Below are 17,077 nucleotides of genomic sequence, written 5' to 3'. Positions count from 1 at the left end.
CCAAATATAAAACCCCAGCAAATGAAATTTTACGTAGAAGTATGGTCGGCCAAACAGGCCTGGCGCGATCTGAGTACAGAAGAAAGGGGCGCTTACATGGCCCAGGTTGGCCCCGCTATTCAACAACTGATGGAACAGGGCGTGGAGATAGTTACCTGGAGCGATAACGATATTGATACCGTTGAACGCCTCGGATACGACTTTTTTGCCGTTTGGAAATTCCCTACCGATGAGTTGGCCAAATCATTTGAAGCATTGGTAACAGGTGCGGGCTGGTACAACTATTTCGACCAGTTGAACCTTAAAGGTAATGCCGGCGGGCCCGCCGATATTATTGAAAAGCTGATCAATATTTAACAAAAGTTAAAATTTACAGGCTATTTTAACGCTTGGTTATATTCTTATTTAGAATAATTTTGAATACTGGTAGAAAATAGCCAACTTTAGGCATCTTCTATCTACCTGTGTGTTTTTGAAAAAGCTTACTGCTATATTTTTGCTGGCCATCCTGTTGTTCAACATCGGGGGGCATTTGCTTTTTCATCAATATTTTACTTACAGGTGCGATAAATTCTTTAGCCAGCAGGTAGCCCAGAACCGCTACAATTTGCATGATCTTACCGAAGTAAAGATCCCCGTTAACCTGCCAAACCTTGGCGACGATGCGGAATACCAGGATGTAACCGGGCAAATAAATTTTGAGAGCAGCAGTTACAACTATGTAAAAATGAAGCTCACCAAAACGGCCATGTACCTCCTGTGCGTGCCCAATTACGAAACCACCAGGCTTTCGGGCCAAAATATCATCGAGGCCCGGGGTATGAAGGATATACCCGTCCCCAAAAAAAATCATGTGCCTTTTGGCAAGCTTGTGCTTATTGTTTATAGCCATCAGAACCTGCAGTACCGGTTTGCCACACCAATTATTACCACCTTTAAAAAAATACACCTGTACACACAGCTGCAGATCTCCAACTCCAGCATTGAAGGCCCCGGGCAACCACCGGATGGCCGTAGCATCCTTTCCTGAATTTATTTGGTATTAGCCGTTTCGCATAGCCGGGTTTACAATGCATAGCCATTGCCGGGTATACTCAACGCGTAAAACACACAATCCCAATTTTCTTAACCGGCAACCCGAAAGGCTGCTGATATTAACACGATGCCGCTGCGGGTCCATTTACCGGCTTGCAGCATAAGATGTATTACCCAAATGAAAAACAATATTAAATATATAGGCGCAGGCGTACTGTTTATAGCCATGCTTGTGGCCATCATTGCGTTCAGCCGCCGCTCTAACTCACATCAGGATATGGTGACTTTGCTGGCCAACCTGTCTAAAGAGAACTACAACATAAAAAATTCCTTTTGCCCCGAGGTAAAACTCGATTCGCTCGATTCTATTTTAACAGTTGGCCGCCCCGGCGGTAATTTAGATGTACTGTATTCCAAGGCAGAGTTATCGCTGGAGGTTGGCAAGGAACAGCAAGCTGTTGATGCGTACAAATATTTACTGCAGAATGTAGATTATATGGCGCTGAGCGAAATGATGCCCTTTGCCGGCATAGCCTACATGCGCCTGGGCGAACGGACCAATTGTATGTTTAACCACAGTGGTTCGTCGTGCATATTTCCCATAAAGGGCGATGGCGTTCACCGGCTGCAAGCGGGGGCGAAAAAGGCAATTGAAATTTACGAAGCGGTTCTAAAAGCCGACCCGCGCGACCTGCAATCGCGCTGGCTGCTCAACATCGCTTACATGACGCTGGGCCAATACCCTAAAAGTGTGCCGGCGCAGTTTTTGATCCCGGGACTCGACTCCGATACAACCGAAAAGGTAAAGCCTTTTACCGATGTGGCGGAAGGATTGGGGCTAAATGTTAATGGCCGTGCGGGCGGTGTAATAACTGATGATTTTAATAACGATGGCTATATAGATATCGTAACATCAGGTTGGGACCTACGAGACCCGATGCATTACTTTCAGAATAACCGTAACGGCACCTTTAGCGACGTTACCGAACAGTCTGGGCTCACTGGTATAACCGGCGGGCTTAACATCCAGCAAACTGATTACAACAACGACGGCAACATTGATATTTTTGTGTTGCGCGGCGCGTGGCTTGTCGGCGGTTTTGGCAATCAGCCGCCCTCGCTTTTACGAAATAATGGCGATGGTACCTTCACCGACGTGACTACAGAAAGCGGGTTGCTGTATTACCACCCCACCCAGGCAGCTACCTGGGCCGATTTTAATAACGACGGTTGGCTGGATGTATTTATAGGGGCCGAGGACCTGCCGGTGATGGATTACGGGGGGCGACATAGATGTATGCTGTATCTTAACAACCAAAACGGAACGTTTACCGAGGTGGCCGAACTGGCGCATTGCAACCTGGAGGGCTATGTAAAGGGCGTTACCTCTGCCGACTACAATAAGGATGGCTGGCCGGATATTTTCTTATCCACCATGGACGGTAAAAAGCACCTGCTTAAAAATAAAACCGAAGCCGGTGGCCCGATGGCATTTGAGGAAACTACTGCAGGAGCCGGGCTTGCCGGTAATAAAGAACGCAGCTTTACCACTTGGTTTTTTGATTTTGACAACGACGGTTGGCAGGACATCATAGTGGCCGATTATAATTTTACTACTACCCTTGGCCATTATTCGGCGGCCAAAGCTTTGGGCCAACCTGTTCCGCTGGCTGGAAACATGTTTTTATATCATAACGATCATAACGGGAAGTTTACCGATGTTACGGTAAAGACCGGGCTAGATAAAGTAGTGTTTAGCATGGGTGGTAATTTTGGCGATATTGATAATGATGGGTATCCCGATATGTACCTGGGCACGGGGAATCCCGATTTTAAATCACTGGTGCCGAATAAACTGTTCCGTAATGTGGGAGGGAAGCGATTTGCCGATGTTACTACCTCATCGCGCCTGGGTAATTTGCAAAAGGGCCACGGGGTTGCCTTCGCCGATTTCAGGAACACCGGCGTGCAGGATATTTACGCCGAGATGGGTGGCGCCTACAAAGGCGATTCGTACACCAGCTCGTTGTACCTTAACCCGGGGCAAAGCAACAACAACTGCATAAGCCTGAAACTGGAAGGAGTAAAAGCCAACAAAGCAGCCATCGGCAGCCATATTAAACTATCCTTTACCGAAAACGGCATAAAGCGCAGCGTTTATAAAGATGTAAACTCGGGCGGCAGCTTTGGCTCTTCGCCTTTACAGCAGGAAATAGGTATTGGCCAGGCCGGGATGATAGATGAACTGGAAATAACCTGGGCCGGCAGTCAAACGGTGCAGCGGTTTAGGAATGTAAAACCTAACCAGTTTTTGCAGATAACGGAGGGCGACGCGCATTTAAAGGTAAAACAGCTGGCAGAACTCATTTTTAAAAATAAGAAAGGAGTGGCCATATGCATGCCTTTAACGGCAGATCTTAAATGATGATAACCTGCTTATAGCTAAACTATTAACTTAATATTTGGCTTATTTTAATATTATTAAAACTAAAAACTAATTTTATAACTTATTAAAAAATACTTAAATCTATAAATCATGAAAAAAATAATGTTGATGTGCTGCCTGTTCTTAGGCTTAACAGTAGCGGCTAATGCACAAAGCCGCCCGGGCACTACAGATCCCGTTGAAAAGGCAAAGGAATTGCAACAGCAGTTAAAATTAACCGATGGGCAAACCGCCAAAATTGCGGCTATTTACACCGAATCGGCACAAAAATTTGATAAAATTAAAGTGGCCCATAAAGGTAATAATGATAAAATGCTGGTTGCTATCCGCCCATTGCGCGCGGCTACCGTTAAAAAAATTAAAGCTGTTTTAACTACTGCCCAGGTTGCCAAATACGAAAAAATGGTAAGTGGTAAAGATAAAGCAAGCCCCGGCTGGAGCGATGGCTGGAGCTCTACCGCTTCAAATTAATTTTTGCGAAAGCATATGATGGAGAGCCGTTTCATAGCAATATGAAGCGGCTTTTTTGTTTACGCCGCTGGCTTAAACTATCTGCATCTTGCTACATTTGTGCATAACCATAAGCCATGCAGCCCATGAAAATTGCTACAGCCCAGTTCGAGAATAAAAGCGGAGATAAAGCCTATAACCTCTCTGTAATAAAACAGTTAACCGCCAAAGCGGCTGCCGAAGGAGCCGATGTAATTACTTTTCACGAATGCAGTGTTACAGGTTATAGCTTCGCAAGGCACCTTACCCGCAACCAGCTTTTTGATATATGCGAAGCTATACCTGACGGCCCGAGCGTAAAGGAATTGACGGCCTATGCTGCTGAATATGATATTGCCATATTGGCCGGCTTATTTGAGCGCGATGCCGTAGGGGATATTTACAAGGCTTATATATGTGTGGATAAGAACGGCCTGGTTGCTAAGCACCGCAAACTGCACCCCTTCATCAACCCGCATATAAAACCGGGAAATACCTATACTGTTTTTGAGATTTTGGGGTGGACATGCGGCATCCTTATCTGTTACGATAACAACATTATAGAGAACGTAAGGGCAGCAGCATTGTTGGGCGCCGATATCCTTTTTATGCCGCACGTAACCATGTGTACGCCATCTACCCGGCCCGGAGCCGGGTTTGTGAATGCCGAATTGTGGAAAGACAAGGAAGCGAACAAGCAAATTTTACGCGAAGAGTTTACCGGCCTGAAAGGGCGCGCCTGGCTAATGAAATGGCTGCCGGCCCGCGCTTATGATAACGCCATTTATGCCGTGTTCTCCAACCCGATAGGGATGGACGATGATCAGCTGAAGAACGGCTGCTCGATGATCCTCGATCCTTACGGCGATATCATTGCCGAATGTACCAGCCTGGATAATGAGATAGCTATTGCAGAACTAAGCGCCGAAGCTTTAACAAAAGCCGGTGGTTACCGGTACCGCAAAGCACGCCGGCCGGATCTTTATCGCGACATTATTGGCCAGCCGCACCAAAGCGAGCAAAAGGTGGTTTGGCTGAATACGGAAGAGTAAAGACTAAATTAACTTTCAAAATATTTTGAAAATTAAAAAACATATTTATATTTGTATATGCAATTACCAGAGGCAAAAGGCAAGTTTATAGAGGCGTGGGGTAAATTAGGATCGGAGTGGGGGATAAACCGCACCATGGCCCAGGTGCATGCCCTGCTGTTGGTGAGCCCCAACGAGCTCACTACCGAGGAGATCATGGAGGAACTGAAGATCTCTCGTGGCAACGCCAACATGACCCTGCGCGACCTCATCAGCTGGGGACTGGTAGAAAAGCAGCATAAGGCCGGCGAGCGTAAAGAGTATTTTTATGCCGATAAAGATACCTGGAACATTGCACGGCAGGTAGCAAAAGAACGCCGCAAACGCGAATTGGACCCCATCATTAAAATTTTGGATGAGCTAAGCAAAGTGGAAGGCGATAGCAAGGACGAAGCATTTAAAACTTTTAATAAATCGGTTACCGATATTAATAAGCTGGCCAAAAACGTAGATAAAACTTTAGAGACCATGCTGAAAGCAGAAGAAAACTGGTTCTGGAAATCCATCTTCAAGATGTTCAAATAATTTTTTTGAATATATATTTCAAATATTACTGAAAATTTAATTATAACCTTATCGCACATGAAAAAATTATTTACGCCAAAGGTTAACGGGTACCTGGTTGCGAACGCTGTTGGCTTCGCTATCATAGGTATCTCTAAATACCTTTCAGGGCCGGGCAGCAGCGGTGTGCTAATTTATTCGGAATTTATAATTGTGCCTTTTCTGGTCGGCATTATCAGCGCCTGGTTTTGGCGCGACGACGAAATAGGCAGCATGGTTTTGGTGTCGCGATGCGTTGCGAATTGCTTCGTGGCTATCGTATTAAGTGCGTTGTTTTTAAGGGAAGGCGCCATTTGCCTTATTATTGTATCCCCACTGTTATGGACGTTTATTGTGGCCGGCTGCTTCACGGGCCGCGCCATGTTCAGGCGGAATAACAATACCCTTAACGCGAGTGTTTTAGCGATGCTGCTGGTTTTATTTGTGATCGATTCAACCTCGGTACACCATTACGAAAACATGGTTGCCGATCGCGTTGTTATCAATGCTCCGGTGAGCAGGGTTTGGAAAAATGTGGTGGCTTACAAACGCAATGCCTCGCCCGATAAATACTGGCTGTTTAAAGTAGGTATGCCCAGCCCGGTAGAATCTACCACCGAAGGCTACTACGTTGGTGCCAAACGGAAATGCATTTTCAGCAACGGGTATGTGTTTGATGAGAAGATAGTAGTGTACGAGGAGAATAAAAACCTCACCTTCGATATCACCGGACAACCGCGCGACCCGGAGATAATGGGCCATATCGATATCCTTCGCGGGCAGTTTTTATTGCGGGATAACGGCGATAACACCACCACCGTTATTGGCAACAGTTGGTACCGGCTGTACGTTTTCCCGGTTTGGTATTACGATATCTGGGCGAAAAGTGTCACCCGTAATGTACATTTGAGGGTAATGGAGCATATTAAACAAATAAGCGAGGCGCAATAAATGTTCAGGTTTGTAAGCCAATATTTAAACTTTTTAAAACCGGTGCCGGGCGCCGCGCTGGTGTTTGATGCCTGGCTGCGGATAGCGACTCTTTTTACCCACCCGGAGGTATCCCGCTATATCGATCACATAGAAAGCGAGGTTTGCGGTTGGCATAATATCCGCGTAAGTATTCACAAATACGGCGGCCTGCAGTTTAATTACGCATCGCGCCAGCTTGGGCACATTCACGGTAACGGCCTGTTGGATATGCTTTTCACAAGGGAAATAAAACAACAGTTAATGACTGTGGATGAACGCATTAAGCATCATCATGTTTTTAAGAACAACGGCTGGATAAGCTTTTATATCGAAACCGAAGCAGATGCTGCGTATGTGATTGAGTTATTCAAGATGGCGTACGAAGGATGCAGGAATAAGGAAAACGCGAAGCCGTATGCTGCTTCGCCGCTCGTTAGTAACCCTTCCTTTTTTCCTCCATTTCACCTACAAACGTGGTAAGTTCTTTGATAAAACCATCCAGCGATTGCGCTGACCTTTTAAGGAAAATGATCATCTTTTTTAGCTGGAACGGTGAATTAATAAAACCACCGATAATGCTTGTGATGCCTAATATATTAGCGACAGGCTGGCGCACCTTGTGCGAGGTGATAAACATCATTTCCTCCATGCTCTTGATGTAATCCTTTAAATATTCTTCGGCTTTTTTTAGTTCCTGGTAAGCCGATGCAAGTTCTTCGGCGCGTTTTTCTTTTTCTTCGTTTTGGTAAATAAGCTCTTTATTGGCGATGATGAGTTCCGCCGCCCGTGCCTCCTTTTGTTCATTTTGATAGGCGAGTTCTTTATTGGCTACTATTAGTTCTGCCGCCCGTTTTTCTTTCTCGTTGTTCTGAAATACAAGCTCCTGGTTGGCAACAATGAGTTCTTCGGCACGTTTGCTTTTTTCATCGTGCTGGTAAGCGAGTTCTTTGTTGGCAATAGCAAGCTCTGCCGCCCGCGCCTCTTTTTCGTCGTTTTGGTAAGCAAGTTCTTTGTTAGCCACAATTAACTCCGCCGCGCGCGCTTCTTTTTCGTCGTTTTGGTAGGCAAGCTCTTTATTGGCGATGATCAGTTCGGCAGCCCGTGCCTCCTTTTGTTCATTTTGATAGGCGAGTTCTTTATTGGCCACTATTAGTTCTGCCGCCCGTTTTTCTTTCTCGTTATTTTGGAAAACAAGTTCGTAGTTGGCCACAATGAGTTCTTCGGCGCGTTTGCTTTTTTCATCGTGTTGGTAAGCAAGTTCTTTATTAGCCACAATGAGTTCTGCCGCCCGTTTTTCTTTTTCTTCGTTCTGGTAAGCGAGTTCCTTATTGGCAATGATGAGCTCGGCAGCGCGTTTTTCCTTTTCTTTATTTTGAAAGTCAAGTGCCTCAATGGCGCTTATTAATTCATCAGACGTATTCGTTTTATCCATTTTGTATCGGCTCGGGTTAAATGTACTTGCGTACAGAAATAGAATGTATTATTGTGTCAATAAAGGCAGGCTTTTACTGTAGCGAAGGGAAAGAATGCCTTTTAATAACAAAGAAGTAAATATATAGCAATTATGGGTAATACTATACGGCATGTATACTTTGCAACTAAAAATATTAAAATGATTATTTTATAACTGTTAGGATAAATTTACCGTATTAGTGAGCGGGTATTATAACTATTAGTTTTAGAATTTGTTTTTTATCCGGTGCTTCACCCTTGTTAATACTTAAACTTGCACTCATGTTAGCTCCTGTTTTTAATTCTGCCGGTAAAGAACCCAATAATTACAACCTCGAGCTTTTCTTTGAGCTCTCGCCCGATCTTTTATGCATAGCCGGCTACGATGGTTTTTTTAAGCGCATCAACCCAACGGTAGCTAACACGTTAGGGTATAGCAATGAAGAATTGTTTGCCAGCCCCATCAACTCGTTTGTACATCCCGATGATCAGCAATTGACAGCCAGCAGCCGGCAAAATCTTACCAAAAATATGCCGCTGCTAAACTTCGAGAACAGGTACCTCACCAAGGCAGGCGAAGTGGTTTGGCTGTCGTGGACATCGATGCCGATAGAGAACGAGCAAGTGGTTTTTGCCATCGCCAAAAACATCACCCATAAAAAGAAACAGGAAGAGGCACGTAATACCGAAATAGCTAACCTTACCCGCACTAACAACGACCTGAAGCAGCTAACCTACGCTACCTCGCATGATCTTCGCTCGCCGGTTGGTAATTTACTATCGGTGTTTAGCCTGCTGGATACCAATAAAATTAAGGACCCCGAAACCCTGGAATTTATTGAGATGCTTAAAACAGCGACAGATAGCCTGAAGAACACACTGAATGGCTACATGGATGCCTTAAGCAAAAATAATGTTTTAAACGTAGCGTTAGAAGCCTTGGATCTTAACGAATGCCTTAGTGTGGTGCTGTTATCATTACGATCGTTTTTAAAGGACTCGAGGGCGGTGATAGACGTGGATTTTTCTGAGTTACCCACTGTGAAGTTTAACAGGGTTTACCTGGAAAGCGTTTTCCTAAACCTGATTACCAATTCGGTAAAGTATGCGCAGCCCGATAGCGTGCCAGTAATCATTATCCGCTCACATCGCCGTAATGGTATCAGCGAAGTGATTTATACCGATCAGGGACAAGGGTTTGATATGGAAAAAGTACAGGACCGACTATTCGGTTTTAACCAAACATTTCATAACGATAAAAATGTCGACAGCAAGGGTGTTGGACTGTATTTAGTTTACAACCACATTACCAGCCTCGGCGGCCACATCACTATTGATAGCGAAGTGAACAAAGGTGCCCGGTTCAATATCTCCTTTAGGGACTAAAAGCTTTTGTAAAAAACAATACCCGCTATCCTTTCTCCTTCTCTGCACAATGCCCGGTAAATTCTTCATTTAAGAAGCACCTACATTACCTCTTTTGTGCGCCGGCAATAAAAACCGTAAAAAGCTGTAAGGTTTCTCCCCGATTACCTACCAACGGGTAAACCAAACAATTGCATCATGAAGAAGCTGTTACCCCATCTGTTGATTGTGCTTTCCATAGTAATTTTTGCATCCTGCGGAAAAGACAATAGTTCAAACGACGCGGTAGGCGTTGTGCCTGCCACACCTCAAAGCCTTACCATCACCGCTGATAAAACGCGCATCGCTGCCGATGGGGTAGAGCAGGCCACATTTACGGTAAAAGATGCAAACAATTTGGATGTTACCTCAACTACGTCGTTCTTAATAAACGGACAGGAAATTCAGATGAATAGCTTTGCTACCAGCTTACCGGGCAGCTACCAGGTAAAAGCCCGGAACGGAGCGCTGTCTTCGCCGGTGATCAACATCATTGCAGAAAGTGGTACCGCGCCTATATTTACCCAAAAAACAATAGCCGAATTTTTTACCGGCACCTGGTGTGGTATATGCCCGGGTACACTGATACCGCTGGATGATTATATCGCTAACAATCCATCAACTATTATGATAGGCATACACGGCCCAAAAGGCAGCGACGACCCTTTTCAATACGAATACGACCCCCAGTTGCGCAGCAAATTTAATGTGAATGGCGTGCCCACGGTTTTGTTGAACCGGAATGGCTTTTGGGATGGAAACACTTCCAAACTCGATGCACTGGCCAGCAACAAGGCGCCCCTGGGGATTGGTATAGCTACAAGTATCAGTGGCAGCAAAATAGCCGTGAAAACCAGCATCCGGTTTGGCTCAACTATCACCGCCCCTTTAAAGCTGGTAGTAATGCTGGTTGAAGATAACGTGCCCTATAACCAAACCAACTACGGGCATTTTAACCTGCCTAACCCCATTAAAGGCTTCATTCACCATAATATTTTAAGAAGCACCGCTACCGATATTTTTGGCGATAGCATGCCCGTAGCACAGCAAACAAAGGATAACGTTTGGCAAAAAGATTTTGTAATAGATGCAGCAGGCTACCAGATAGCACGGACCCGCATCGTTGCATTTGTGCTTTATGACAGTGCCGCAAGCAGCAGTAGGGGTGTTTTAAACGCCCAGGTGGTTAACGCCGGCCAAACCGAAAACTATTAAACCAATTATACCATGTATAAACTGCTTACAGTACTCATAATATGCTTTACCCTGCCCTGCATGGCGCAAAGCGAATTGCCTTCCGTAAAAATAAAGGCGCTATCCGGTAAAGAGGTAGCTTTTAATACACTGCTTGCCCAAGGTGACACAGCTACTATAGTTAGTTTTTGGGCTACATGGTGCCTGCCCTGCATTACCGAACTGGAGACCATAAATGATGACCTGCCCGGGCTGAAAAAAGCTACCCCTTTTAAATTTCTGGCCATATCTGTTGACGATGCACGCACAACAGCCAAGGTACGGTCGTTCGCTGCGGGTAAAGGATGGGATTTTGATTTTTATACCGATGCTAACGGTGATTTAAAAAGAGCGCTTAATATCAACGATATCCCTTATGTGATGATCATCAAAAAGGGCATAATAGTTTACCAGCATACCGGCTACGTACCCGGTAACGAAGAGGAACTTTATGATAAGTTAAAGAGCCTTTGATCTGTAGCCAATCCACCTAACCAAATCTGCATTCATGAAAAAAATTTATGGCGTACTGCTGCTTACTTGTTTTTGCCGCTTAGCCCAAGCGCAACTGCCGGATGTTGGCGGCCATTTAAGCGGAAGCTTTGAATCGTACACGCAATTTTACCAGCCCGATAAAAAGATAAACGCTGTTTTACCGCAGGATAGGGTTGGCTCCAATAATTATCTCAAGCTTGATTATAATATTGGTGCATTCTCGGCCGGGTTGCAATATGAGGCGTACTTGCCTTCTATAGCCGGCTATCCCTATGATATTAAAAAGAGCAAGCTCATCAATCGGTATTTTAAATACGCGTCAAAAAATTTCTCGATACAGGTGGGCGATTTTTACGATCAGTTTGGTAGCGGGCTCATATTTCGTGCCTATGAAAACCGGCAAATAGGGATCAATAACGCCGTGGAAGGGGTGCACATCGCCGTTAAGCCCTTTCCTTTTCTTAATCTGAAAGCCCTTTATGGTAACCAGCGCAAGGTTTTTGAGCGCGCCAACTCGATAGTACGGGGAATAGATGGCGAAATTGATTTTTCCAAAATCGGCTCGTTTCTCAACGACAGCACCCGCTTATCGGGAGGGTTCAGCTTTGTGAGCCGTTACCAGGAATACACCGGCCCCGATCCCGAAATAAACGCTACGGTGAATGCTATCTCGGGCCGGCTGGGTGTCAGCGGCCCAACCGCCTCGCTCGATGTAGAATACGTACAAAAAGGCAGCGACCCAAGCGTAAGCAACAATAACGATAAAACAACCGGCAAGGCTTTGCTAATAAACGGCACTTATGCCAAAAATAATTTTGGTGCAAACCTTACCCTCCGCAGTATTGAGAATCTCGACTTTAGGGGCGAGCGGGGCGAAACGGGCACATCGGTACCGGTGAACTTTATACCGGCACTAACCAGGCAACACGATTATTTGACCACAAACATCTACGTTTACGCGGCCCAGGCCTTTGCCGAAACCGGCGGTCAGCTCGATTTATTTTATACCATAAAAGGCGACGCGGGCAAGCCATCTCGCATAGCTATTAATGTTGCCCATTACCGGGGACTTAATGATAATGATGATCTTTTTAGCCCCGGCAAGCAAACCTATTACAACGATGCCAGTATCGACTGGCGCAAAACCTGGAGCAAAACCTTCAGCACCAACCTGTCTTATTATAATATATTTTATAACAAAAGCGTGGTGGAGGGTGGCCTGCACGATAATGTGAAAGCAAATATTGTAGTATTGAGCGCGCTGTATAAGTACGCTAAAAGAAGATCTATCCGGTACGAGATCCAAAACCTGTTTACCAAACAGGATGACGGCAACTGGTTTGCATCGGTATTGGAGTTAGGTTTTGCCCCCAAGTATTCGGTTTACCTAAGCGATCTGTATAACTATGGCGTAACCAAAATACATTATCCAAATTTAGGCGGTAGCTATACGAACGGCGGCAGCCGTTTTTCGTTAAGTTATGGGCGGCAGCGCGCCGGGTTGTTCTGCGTAGGTGGTATTTGCCGGTATGTACCTGCGGCAACAGGCATTACGGCCACACTAACCACAACATTCAGCAAATAAAATATTTAGCGTATTGTCGATGACAGGAGCGGCAATTTTTGCCGTTTACTTTAACCCGCTACCCATCGCATAGGTTTTTTCGCGCAAGTAGCTTAGTGTAGTGCCGTTGCTATGGTGCTCTGCTACTTCCCCCGGAAGTATAGGCGGTCCTATTTTAACGTATAATTTATGCCCCCGTTTGTTAAACAGCTGCGAAAAAAGCATAATGGTTTGTAGCGAAGGGTGTATAAACCTTGCCAGGCTAAACAGCAGGCCATTATTGCCATGGAAATATACCGGGAGGATGGGTTGGTTTGCTTTCGCGATGATTTTGCCTACTACCGGGTGCCATTCCTTATCGGTTATCTGATTTTTCTTGAAGCAGTACGATGAAACCTCCCCTGCCGGGAAAATAGCTACCGGCACGCCTTCTTTTAATACTTTAAGCGTGGTTTTCAATCCGCTGATACTGGAAGCATCTTTTATGTTTTCAAAAGGATTTACAGCGATAATATGATCGGCAAGGTTGGGGACCTTCTTTAACAAAAAATTACCCATGAACAGGGTTTCGGGGCGTTTTTTCGCCAGGATGCTTAACAGGGCCAGCGACTCGATAGCACCATACGGATGATTGGCCACTGTAATAAATGCGCCATCTGTAGGGATGCGGGCGAGTGCCTCATTATCAATAATGATGGTAACCCCTAATATTTTAAGCAGGTGATCTGCGAACGCTACGCCTTTTAAAGCCCTGGCATTTTCCATCATGCTGTTAAAAGCGTCGATTTTTAGCGTGTTCATTAAAAATGAAGAGAGCAGGGGAAGGCCATTAATGCCGGCTGCCTTAGAAAAGTCTGCTTTAGAAATGGCCGTCATAGTTACCTGAGTTATCCTGCAAAAGTATTTAACAGATGTTAACTGAAAGTATCAATACTATTAAGTTGGATTACAGTACGGATTTAGTGTTTTAATTATGGCTGAATAATTTAAGTGTTAATTGTTTGTTATTATTAAGTTAATTCTGTGTAAATTTAAACTACCAATTATAAATCTAAATTGTACCGTCTTACTAAAACATATTTCACCTGCCTGGTGGTTTTTACCCTGTGCTGTTTAAATGCACGGGCGGACGAACAGCGGATATGCTTTGAATTTTATAACGGTACTTTCAACAGCCAGATAGACAAGGCGCTGATATTGGATGTGCCGGCGCAATTATCCCAGACAGCGGTAAAAGATTTTTATAAACAACTCAACGCAGGCAATTACCAACCGGTTATAGATTCGTTAACCGCCTACAAAAACCGATACGAACTAAACGACTGGTTGTATTACCAGCTCATCCGCAAAACGGCGCAGCAAATAAGCCCCAAAGCCGATAACTACGGGCGGTATACTTTATATAAATGGTTCCTGCTGGCAAAAAGCGGGTACGATGCCCGGCTGGCACTAACCGGCGATAAAAAGATCATATTTTATGTGCTGAACGATGAGGATATATCAGATATCCCCTCATTTAAGGTGGACGGTGAAAAATACATGTGCCTTAACTACCACGATTACACTAAGGCCGATATGAACCAGGATCCCCCAGTGCCTGTAGCCGTAAGCATCCCCGAAGCAAAAAAAGCTTTCTCCTATAAAGTTACCCGAATGCCAAATTTTAAGGCAGGCGACTACCAGGAAAAAGAACTGCAATTTACTTATCACCATAAGGTTTACTATTTCAACATTAAACTGAACCCTGATGTAGAAACCATTTTTATGAATTACCCGGGCGTTGATTTTGAAAGCTACTTTAATATCCCGCTGAGTAAGGAAACGTATAGTTCGCTTATCCCGCTACTGAAACAAAATTTGAAAGGCATGAACCAAAAGAAGGGGGTTGACTATCTGATGTATTTTACCCGATATGCTTTCTTATACGAAAATGACGAAGAGAATTACGGTAAGGAAAAACGCCTCTCGCCGGAGGAAACCCTTTTTGCCAAGTACAGTGATTGTGACGACCGCGCCGCTTTGTTTTTTTACCTCGTAAAAGAAATTTACAACCTGCCCATGATAGCCCTGCTGTACCCAACCCATATTACAATGGCGGTGCAATTTAGCAAGCCGGTAGGCAGCCCAATTGTTTATAAAGGCAATACCTACTCGGTTTGCGAGCCTACCCCGCAGCGCGAAGACCTGCGCATTGGGCAGCTATCTGCCAAGCTAAAAAATATCCCCTACGAGGTAGTTTACCAGTACGTGCCGCAGGTGAAATAATTACTCTTTCGCATCCAAAAATTCTTCTACCACGGCTACTGTTAGCTCGGGTACTTTGCTGCCTTTTTTTCCATTTACCAATTCGCCCAGGTACTCGCCATGCCCGCCTGGGAATACAGCCAATTTGGCGCCATGTATCAGGCAGGTTATTTCTATGGCATGTTCGGGCGGTGCAACATCGGCGTCGCCGGTGATAATAAGCGTGGGCACCTTTATAGCGCGGATAGCATCATCGGACCAGTCTTTAAATTGCTGCATCCGGTGGAGCGATTTATCGTGCATGTTTTGCAACGCCTGTGGGTCGGGGTTAATGGAACGGAACTCATCTTTATACTGTTGCGGCATATCCTTAAAGCTTGCCTTGCTCATAAAATTCCAAAACCAGGGTTGGGCACCTTCGCGTTTTGTAAATGCAGAGGCTACTACAATTTTGCGCGTAAGCTGCGGGTAGCTCATAGCTATTTGCAGCGTGGTATGCCCGCCATTGCTAAAGCCCATAAAATCGACCTGTTTAATGCCCAGTTGTTTTAGCAATTCGGCCACATCGGCGGCATCCTGTTCAAAAGAGTATGGGGCATCGCGGTCGCTGGTATGGCCGTTGCCTTGCAGTTCCACAGCAATTACCTGCCTGTGTTGCGCAAAAAGTGGCAGCGTGCGCCCAAATGTAGTGCGGATGGTAGAACCACCGCCATGGATCGATACAAGCGGCATACCCTTGCCGTGGATCTCGTAATACATTTTAATACCGTTAACATTTTTGTATTCGCTAATACTGTCAGTTTTCATGGTGGTAATGTTTTGCGTTGAAGTTTTATTGCTTACGGTATCGCCACAGGCGCACATAAAAGAGGCTATTACTATTAGGCAAATTGCCTGCTGTATCTTGCTTATTGTTTTCATGAGCGATCAGGCTTTGGCTGTTAAATCATCTAAATTGCTAAACATCTGCAACCAGCTTTGGTAAGCACCCGTTTGTTTCGCCAATTCTTCTGATACGGTTTGGTGCAGCGTGAAGCTGCATTTAGCGCCAATAGCTTTAAAAGTTACCGTGGTGATGATGACTCCGGGCCATTTTTCGTCCTTGCCCGAGTCTGCCAGGCGATTGCCATCCGAATCGGTAATGTACATCGAAAATACCAACTTCTCGGGGAAAACAACCTCCAGGTATTCGCCCTTGCACCAGCAATCGCCATAAGTGGGGTTATGGATGCAGGTTTGAAAAGTACCGCCCGGTGTTACGTCCATCGAAAATATATCAATGGTGCAGCCGTCTGGCGCGTACCAGTGTTTCAATTGTTCGGGGTCGGTCCATGCTTTAAAAACCAGTTCGCGCGGGGCATCGCATAGGTGGCTTATCCAAACCTCTTTTGGTTTGGTTTCGGTGTTTCTACTTTGTTCCATCAGTTGTAGGTTTTGCTTGTATCTGACTTAAATAATTATCCAGCGCGGTAAAGCGGCTGGCCCATAGTTTTTTCGATTCGGCCACCCAATCGGCTACTTCGGTTAGCTGATCCAGTTTGGCTTCGCAGTAACGTTCACGACCTTGCTTGCGGATGGTGACCAGTCCGCACTCTGTTAAAATTTTAATGTGGTTGGATACCGCCTGCCGGCTGATATCGAATGTTTCGGCCACAGCATTCAAATTCATGGCCTCTGCCGCTATACGACTGATGATCTGCCTGCGGGTGGGGTCGGCAATAGCCTGGAAAACGTCTCTTCTAACAATCATATGCAATTATATGGTTGCAAATATAAATGCAATCATATGATTGCGCAAGTGTTAATTTAATTTTTTAGTTATCGGCAAATAACAATATATCAGGCAGTAGCTGTATAATGGCAGCCTGGCTAATTTAGCTGCGGTGGTTAATCATTATAATCATATTGTGGTAAGCCCAGCAAATACAAATTTGGATGCTAAGCTTAACGGCAGCGGTCGCGGGCAAAGCCTGCGATTAAGCGTAGCGCAACAGAATGCTATAGTGGCTTTTTTGGGAACACTTAGCGGCAAGGATGTTTATACCAATAAAAAATGGGGAAACCCGTTTTTGACTAATTAGCAGCCGCCGCAGCTTATCGCGATTATAC

The 17,077-nt window shown here is 45.1% G+C and carries 19 protein-coding genes; 14 read left to right on the top strand and 5 right to left on the bottom strand.

Going from position 1 to position 17,077, the window contains the following annotated elements; all coding sequences use genetic code 11:
• The first annotated feature begins 21 nt into the window (after positions 1-21).
• The 8 genes from ABIX36_RS24140 to ABIX36_RS24105 all read left to right on the top strand — a co-directional run bounded on the left by ABIX36_RS24140 (position 22) and on the right by ABIX36_RS24105 (position 7,056).
• Positions 22-357, top strand: coding sequence for a DUF6616 family protein (locus ABIX36_RS24140; protein ID WP_128535453.1), 336 nt, complete (start codon positions 22-24; stop codon positions 355-357).
• Between the two features lie 115 nt (positions 358-472).
• The gene (locus ABIX36_RS24135; RefSeq protein WP_348084730.1) at positions 473-1,030 is read left to right on the top strand and encodes a hypothetical protein; all 558 of its coding nucleotides are present in this window, start codon (positions 473-475) and stop codon (positions 1,028-1,030) included.
• 183 nt (positions 1,031-1,213) lie between these two features.
• Positions 1,214-3,460, top strand: coding sequence for a CRTAC1 family protein (locus ABIX36_RS24130; protein ID WP_348084729.1), 2,247 nt, complete (start codon positions 1,214-1,216; stop codon positions 3,458-3,460).
• Between the two features lie 111 nt (positions 3,461-3,571).
• On the top strand, positions 3,572-3,952 hold the full coding sequence (locus tag ABIX36_RS24125; RefSeq protein WP_348084728.1) for a hypothetical protein: 381 nt from the start codon (positions 3,572-3,574) through the stop codon (positions 3,950-3,952).
• A 125-nt stretch (positions 3,953-4,077) separates the two neighbouring features.
• A complete protein-coding gene (locus ABIX36_RS24120; RefSeq protein WP_348084727.1) occupies positions 4,078-5,022 on the top strand; it encodes a nitrilase family protein in 945 nt (314 codons plus the stop codon).
• Between the two features lie 57 nt (positions 5,023-5,079).
• On the top strand, positions 5,080-5,586 hold the full coding sequence (locus tag ABIX36_RS24115; protein ID WP_191190105.1) for a MarR family transcriptional regulator: 507 nt from the start codon (positions 5,080-5,082) through the stop codon (positions 5,584-5,586).
• A 57-nt stretch (positions 5,587-5,643) separates the two neighbouring features.
• On the top strand, positions 5,644-6,555 hold the full coding sequence (locus tag ABIX36_RS24110) for a hypothetical protein (protein ID WP_348084726.1): 912 nt from the start codon (positions 5,644-5,646) through the stop codon (positions 6,553-6,555).
• Positions 6,556-7,056 carry a luciferase family protein gene (locus ABIX36_RS24105; RefSeq protein WP_348084725.1) on the top strand — a complete coding sequence of 167 codons (501 nt, stop codon included), beginning with the start codon at positions 6,556-6,558 and terminating at the stop codon, positions 7,054-7,056.
• Here ABIX36_RS24105 and ABIX36_RS24100 read toward each other — a convergent pair.
• Positions 7,010-8,008 (bottom strand): diguanylate cyclase, encoded by a 999-nt coding sequence (locus ABIX36_RS24100; RefSeq protein ID WP_348084724.1) that lies wholly within the window; start codon positions 8,006-8,008, stop codon positions 7,010-7,012. The two genes, ABIX36_RS24105 and ABIX36_RS24100, sit on opposite strands and share 47 nt — an antisense overlap.
• Before the next feature lie 302 nt (positions 8,009-8,310).
• Between ABIX36_RS24100 and ABIX36_RS24095 the strand changes: the two genes are divergently transcribed.
• The 4 genes from ABIX36_RS24095 (at position 8,311) to ABIX36_RS24080 (ending at position 12,745) form a co-directional block, all read left to right on the top strand.
• Complete coding sequence (locus tag ABIX36_RS24095) at positions 8,311-9,414, top strand: PAS domain-containing sensor histidine kinase (protein ID WP_348084723.1); 1,104 nt, start codon at positions 8,311-8,313, stop codon at positions 9,412-9,414.
• Positions 9,415-9,591: 177 nt separating this feature from the next.
• Positions 9,592-10,647 carry an Omp28-related outer membrane protein gene (locus ABIX36_RS24090; RefSeq protein ID WP_348084722.1) on the top strand — a complete coding sequence of 352 codons (1,056 nt, stop codon included), beginning with the start codon at positions 9,592-9,594 and terminating at the stop codon, positions 10,645-10,647.
• A gap of 12 nt (positions 10,648-10,659) precedes the next feature.
• Positions 10,660-11,139, top strand: a complete 480-nt coding sequence (locus tag ABIX36_RS24085; RefSeq protein WP_348084721.1) for a TlpA disulfide reductase family protein — start codon at positions 10,660-10,662, stop codon at positions 11,137-11,139.
• A gap of 34 nt (positions 11,140-11,173) precedes the next feature.
• A complete protein-coding gene (locus tag ABIX36_RS24080) occupies positions 11,174-12,745 on the top strand; it encodes a DUF6029 family protein (RefSeq protein WP_348084720.1) in 1,572 nt (523 codons plus the stop codon).
• Between the two features lie 45 nt (positions 12,746-12,790).
• Here ABIX36_RS24080 and ABIX36_RS24075 read toward each other — a convergent pair whose 3' ends face one another.
• The gene (locus ABIX36_RS24075) at positions 12,791-13,600 is read right to left on the bottom strand and encodes a lysophospholipid acyltransferase family protein (protein ID WP_348084719.1); all 810 of its coding nucleotides are present in this window, start codon (positions 13,598-13,600) and stop codon (positions 12,791-12,793) included.
• A 180-nt stretch (positions 13,601-13,780) separates the two neighbouring features.
• Here ABIX36_RS24075 and ABIX36_RS24070 point away from each other — a divergent pair, with 180 nt between their 5' ends.
• Positions 13,781-14,989 (top strand): hypothetical protein, encoded by a 1,209-nt coding sequence (locus tag ABIX36_RS24070; protein ID WP_348084718.1) that lies wholly within the window; start codon positions 13,781-13,783, stop codon positions 14,987-14,989.
• Here ABIX36_RS24070 and ABIX36_RS24065 read toward each other — a convergent pair whose 3' ends face one another.
• From ABIX36_RS24065 to ABIX36_RS24055, 3 genes are read right to left on the bottom strand one after another with little or no spacing between them, the layout of a single operon-like run.
• Entirely contained in the window at positions 14,990-15,889 is a 900-nt protein-coding gene (locus ABIX36_RS24065; RefSeq protein WP_348084717.1) for an alpha/beta hydrolase, read from the bottom strand.
• 6 nt (positions 15,890-15,895) lie between these two features.
• Positions 15,896-16,390: an SRPBCC domain-containing protein gene (locus tag ABIX36_RS24060; protein ID WP_348084716.1), complete on the bottom strand. Its 495-nt coding sequence runs from the start codon at positions 16,388-16,390 to the stop codon at positions 15,896-15,898.
• Positions 16,377-16,718: a metalloregulator ArsR/SmtB family transcription factor gene (locus tag ABIX36_RS24055; RefSeq protein ID WP_348084715.1), complete on the bottom strand. Its 342-nt coding sequence runs from the start codon at positions 16,716-16,718 to the stop codon at positions 16,377-16,379. Before ABIX36_RS24055 ends, ABIX36_RS24060 begins: the two co-directional genes overlap by 14 nt.
• 157 nt (positions 16,719-16,875) lie before the next feature.
• On the opposite strand from ABIX36_RS24055, the gene ABIX36_RS24050 reads away from it, so the two are divergent.
• Positions 16,876-17,049 carry a hypothetical protein gene (locus tag ABIX36_RS24050; protein ID WP_348084714.1) on the top strand — a complete coding sequence of 58 codons (174 nt, stop codon included), beginning with the start codon at positions 16,876-16,878 and terminating at the stop codon, positions 17,047-17,049.
• The last annotated feature ends 28 nt before the right edge of the window (positions 17,050-17,077 follow it).

The organism is Mucilaginibacter sp. (assembly GCF_039925265.1).
GTDB lineage: Bacteria > Bacteroidota > Bacteroidia > Sphingobacteriales > Sphingobacteriaceae > Mucilaginibacter.
Note: the sequence above shows the minus strand (reverse complement) of the source record. Positions and strands in the feature narration are given on the sequence as shown.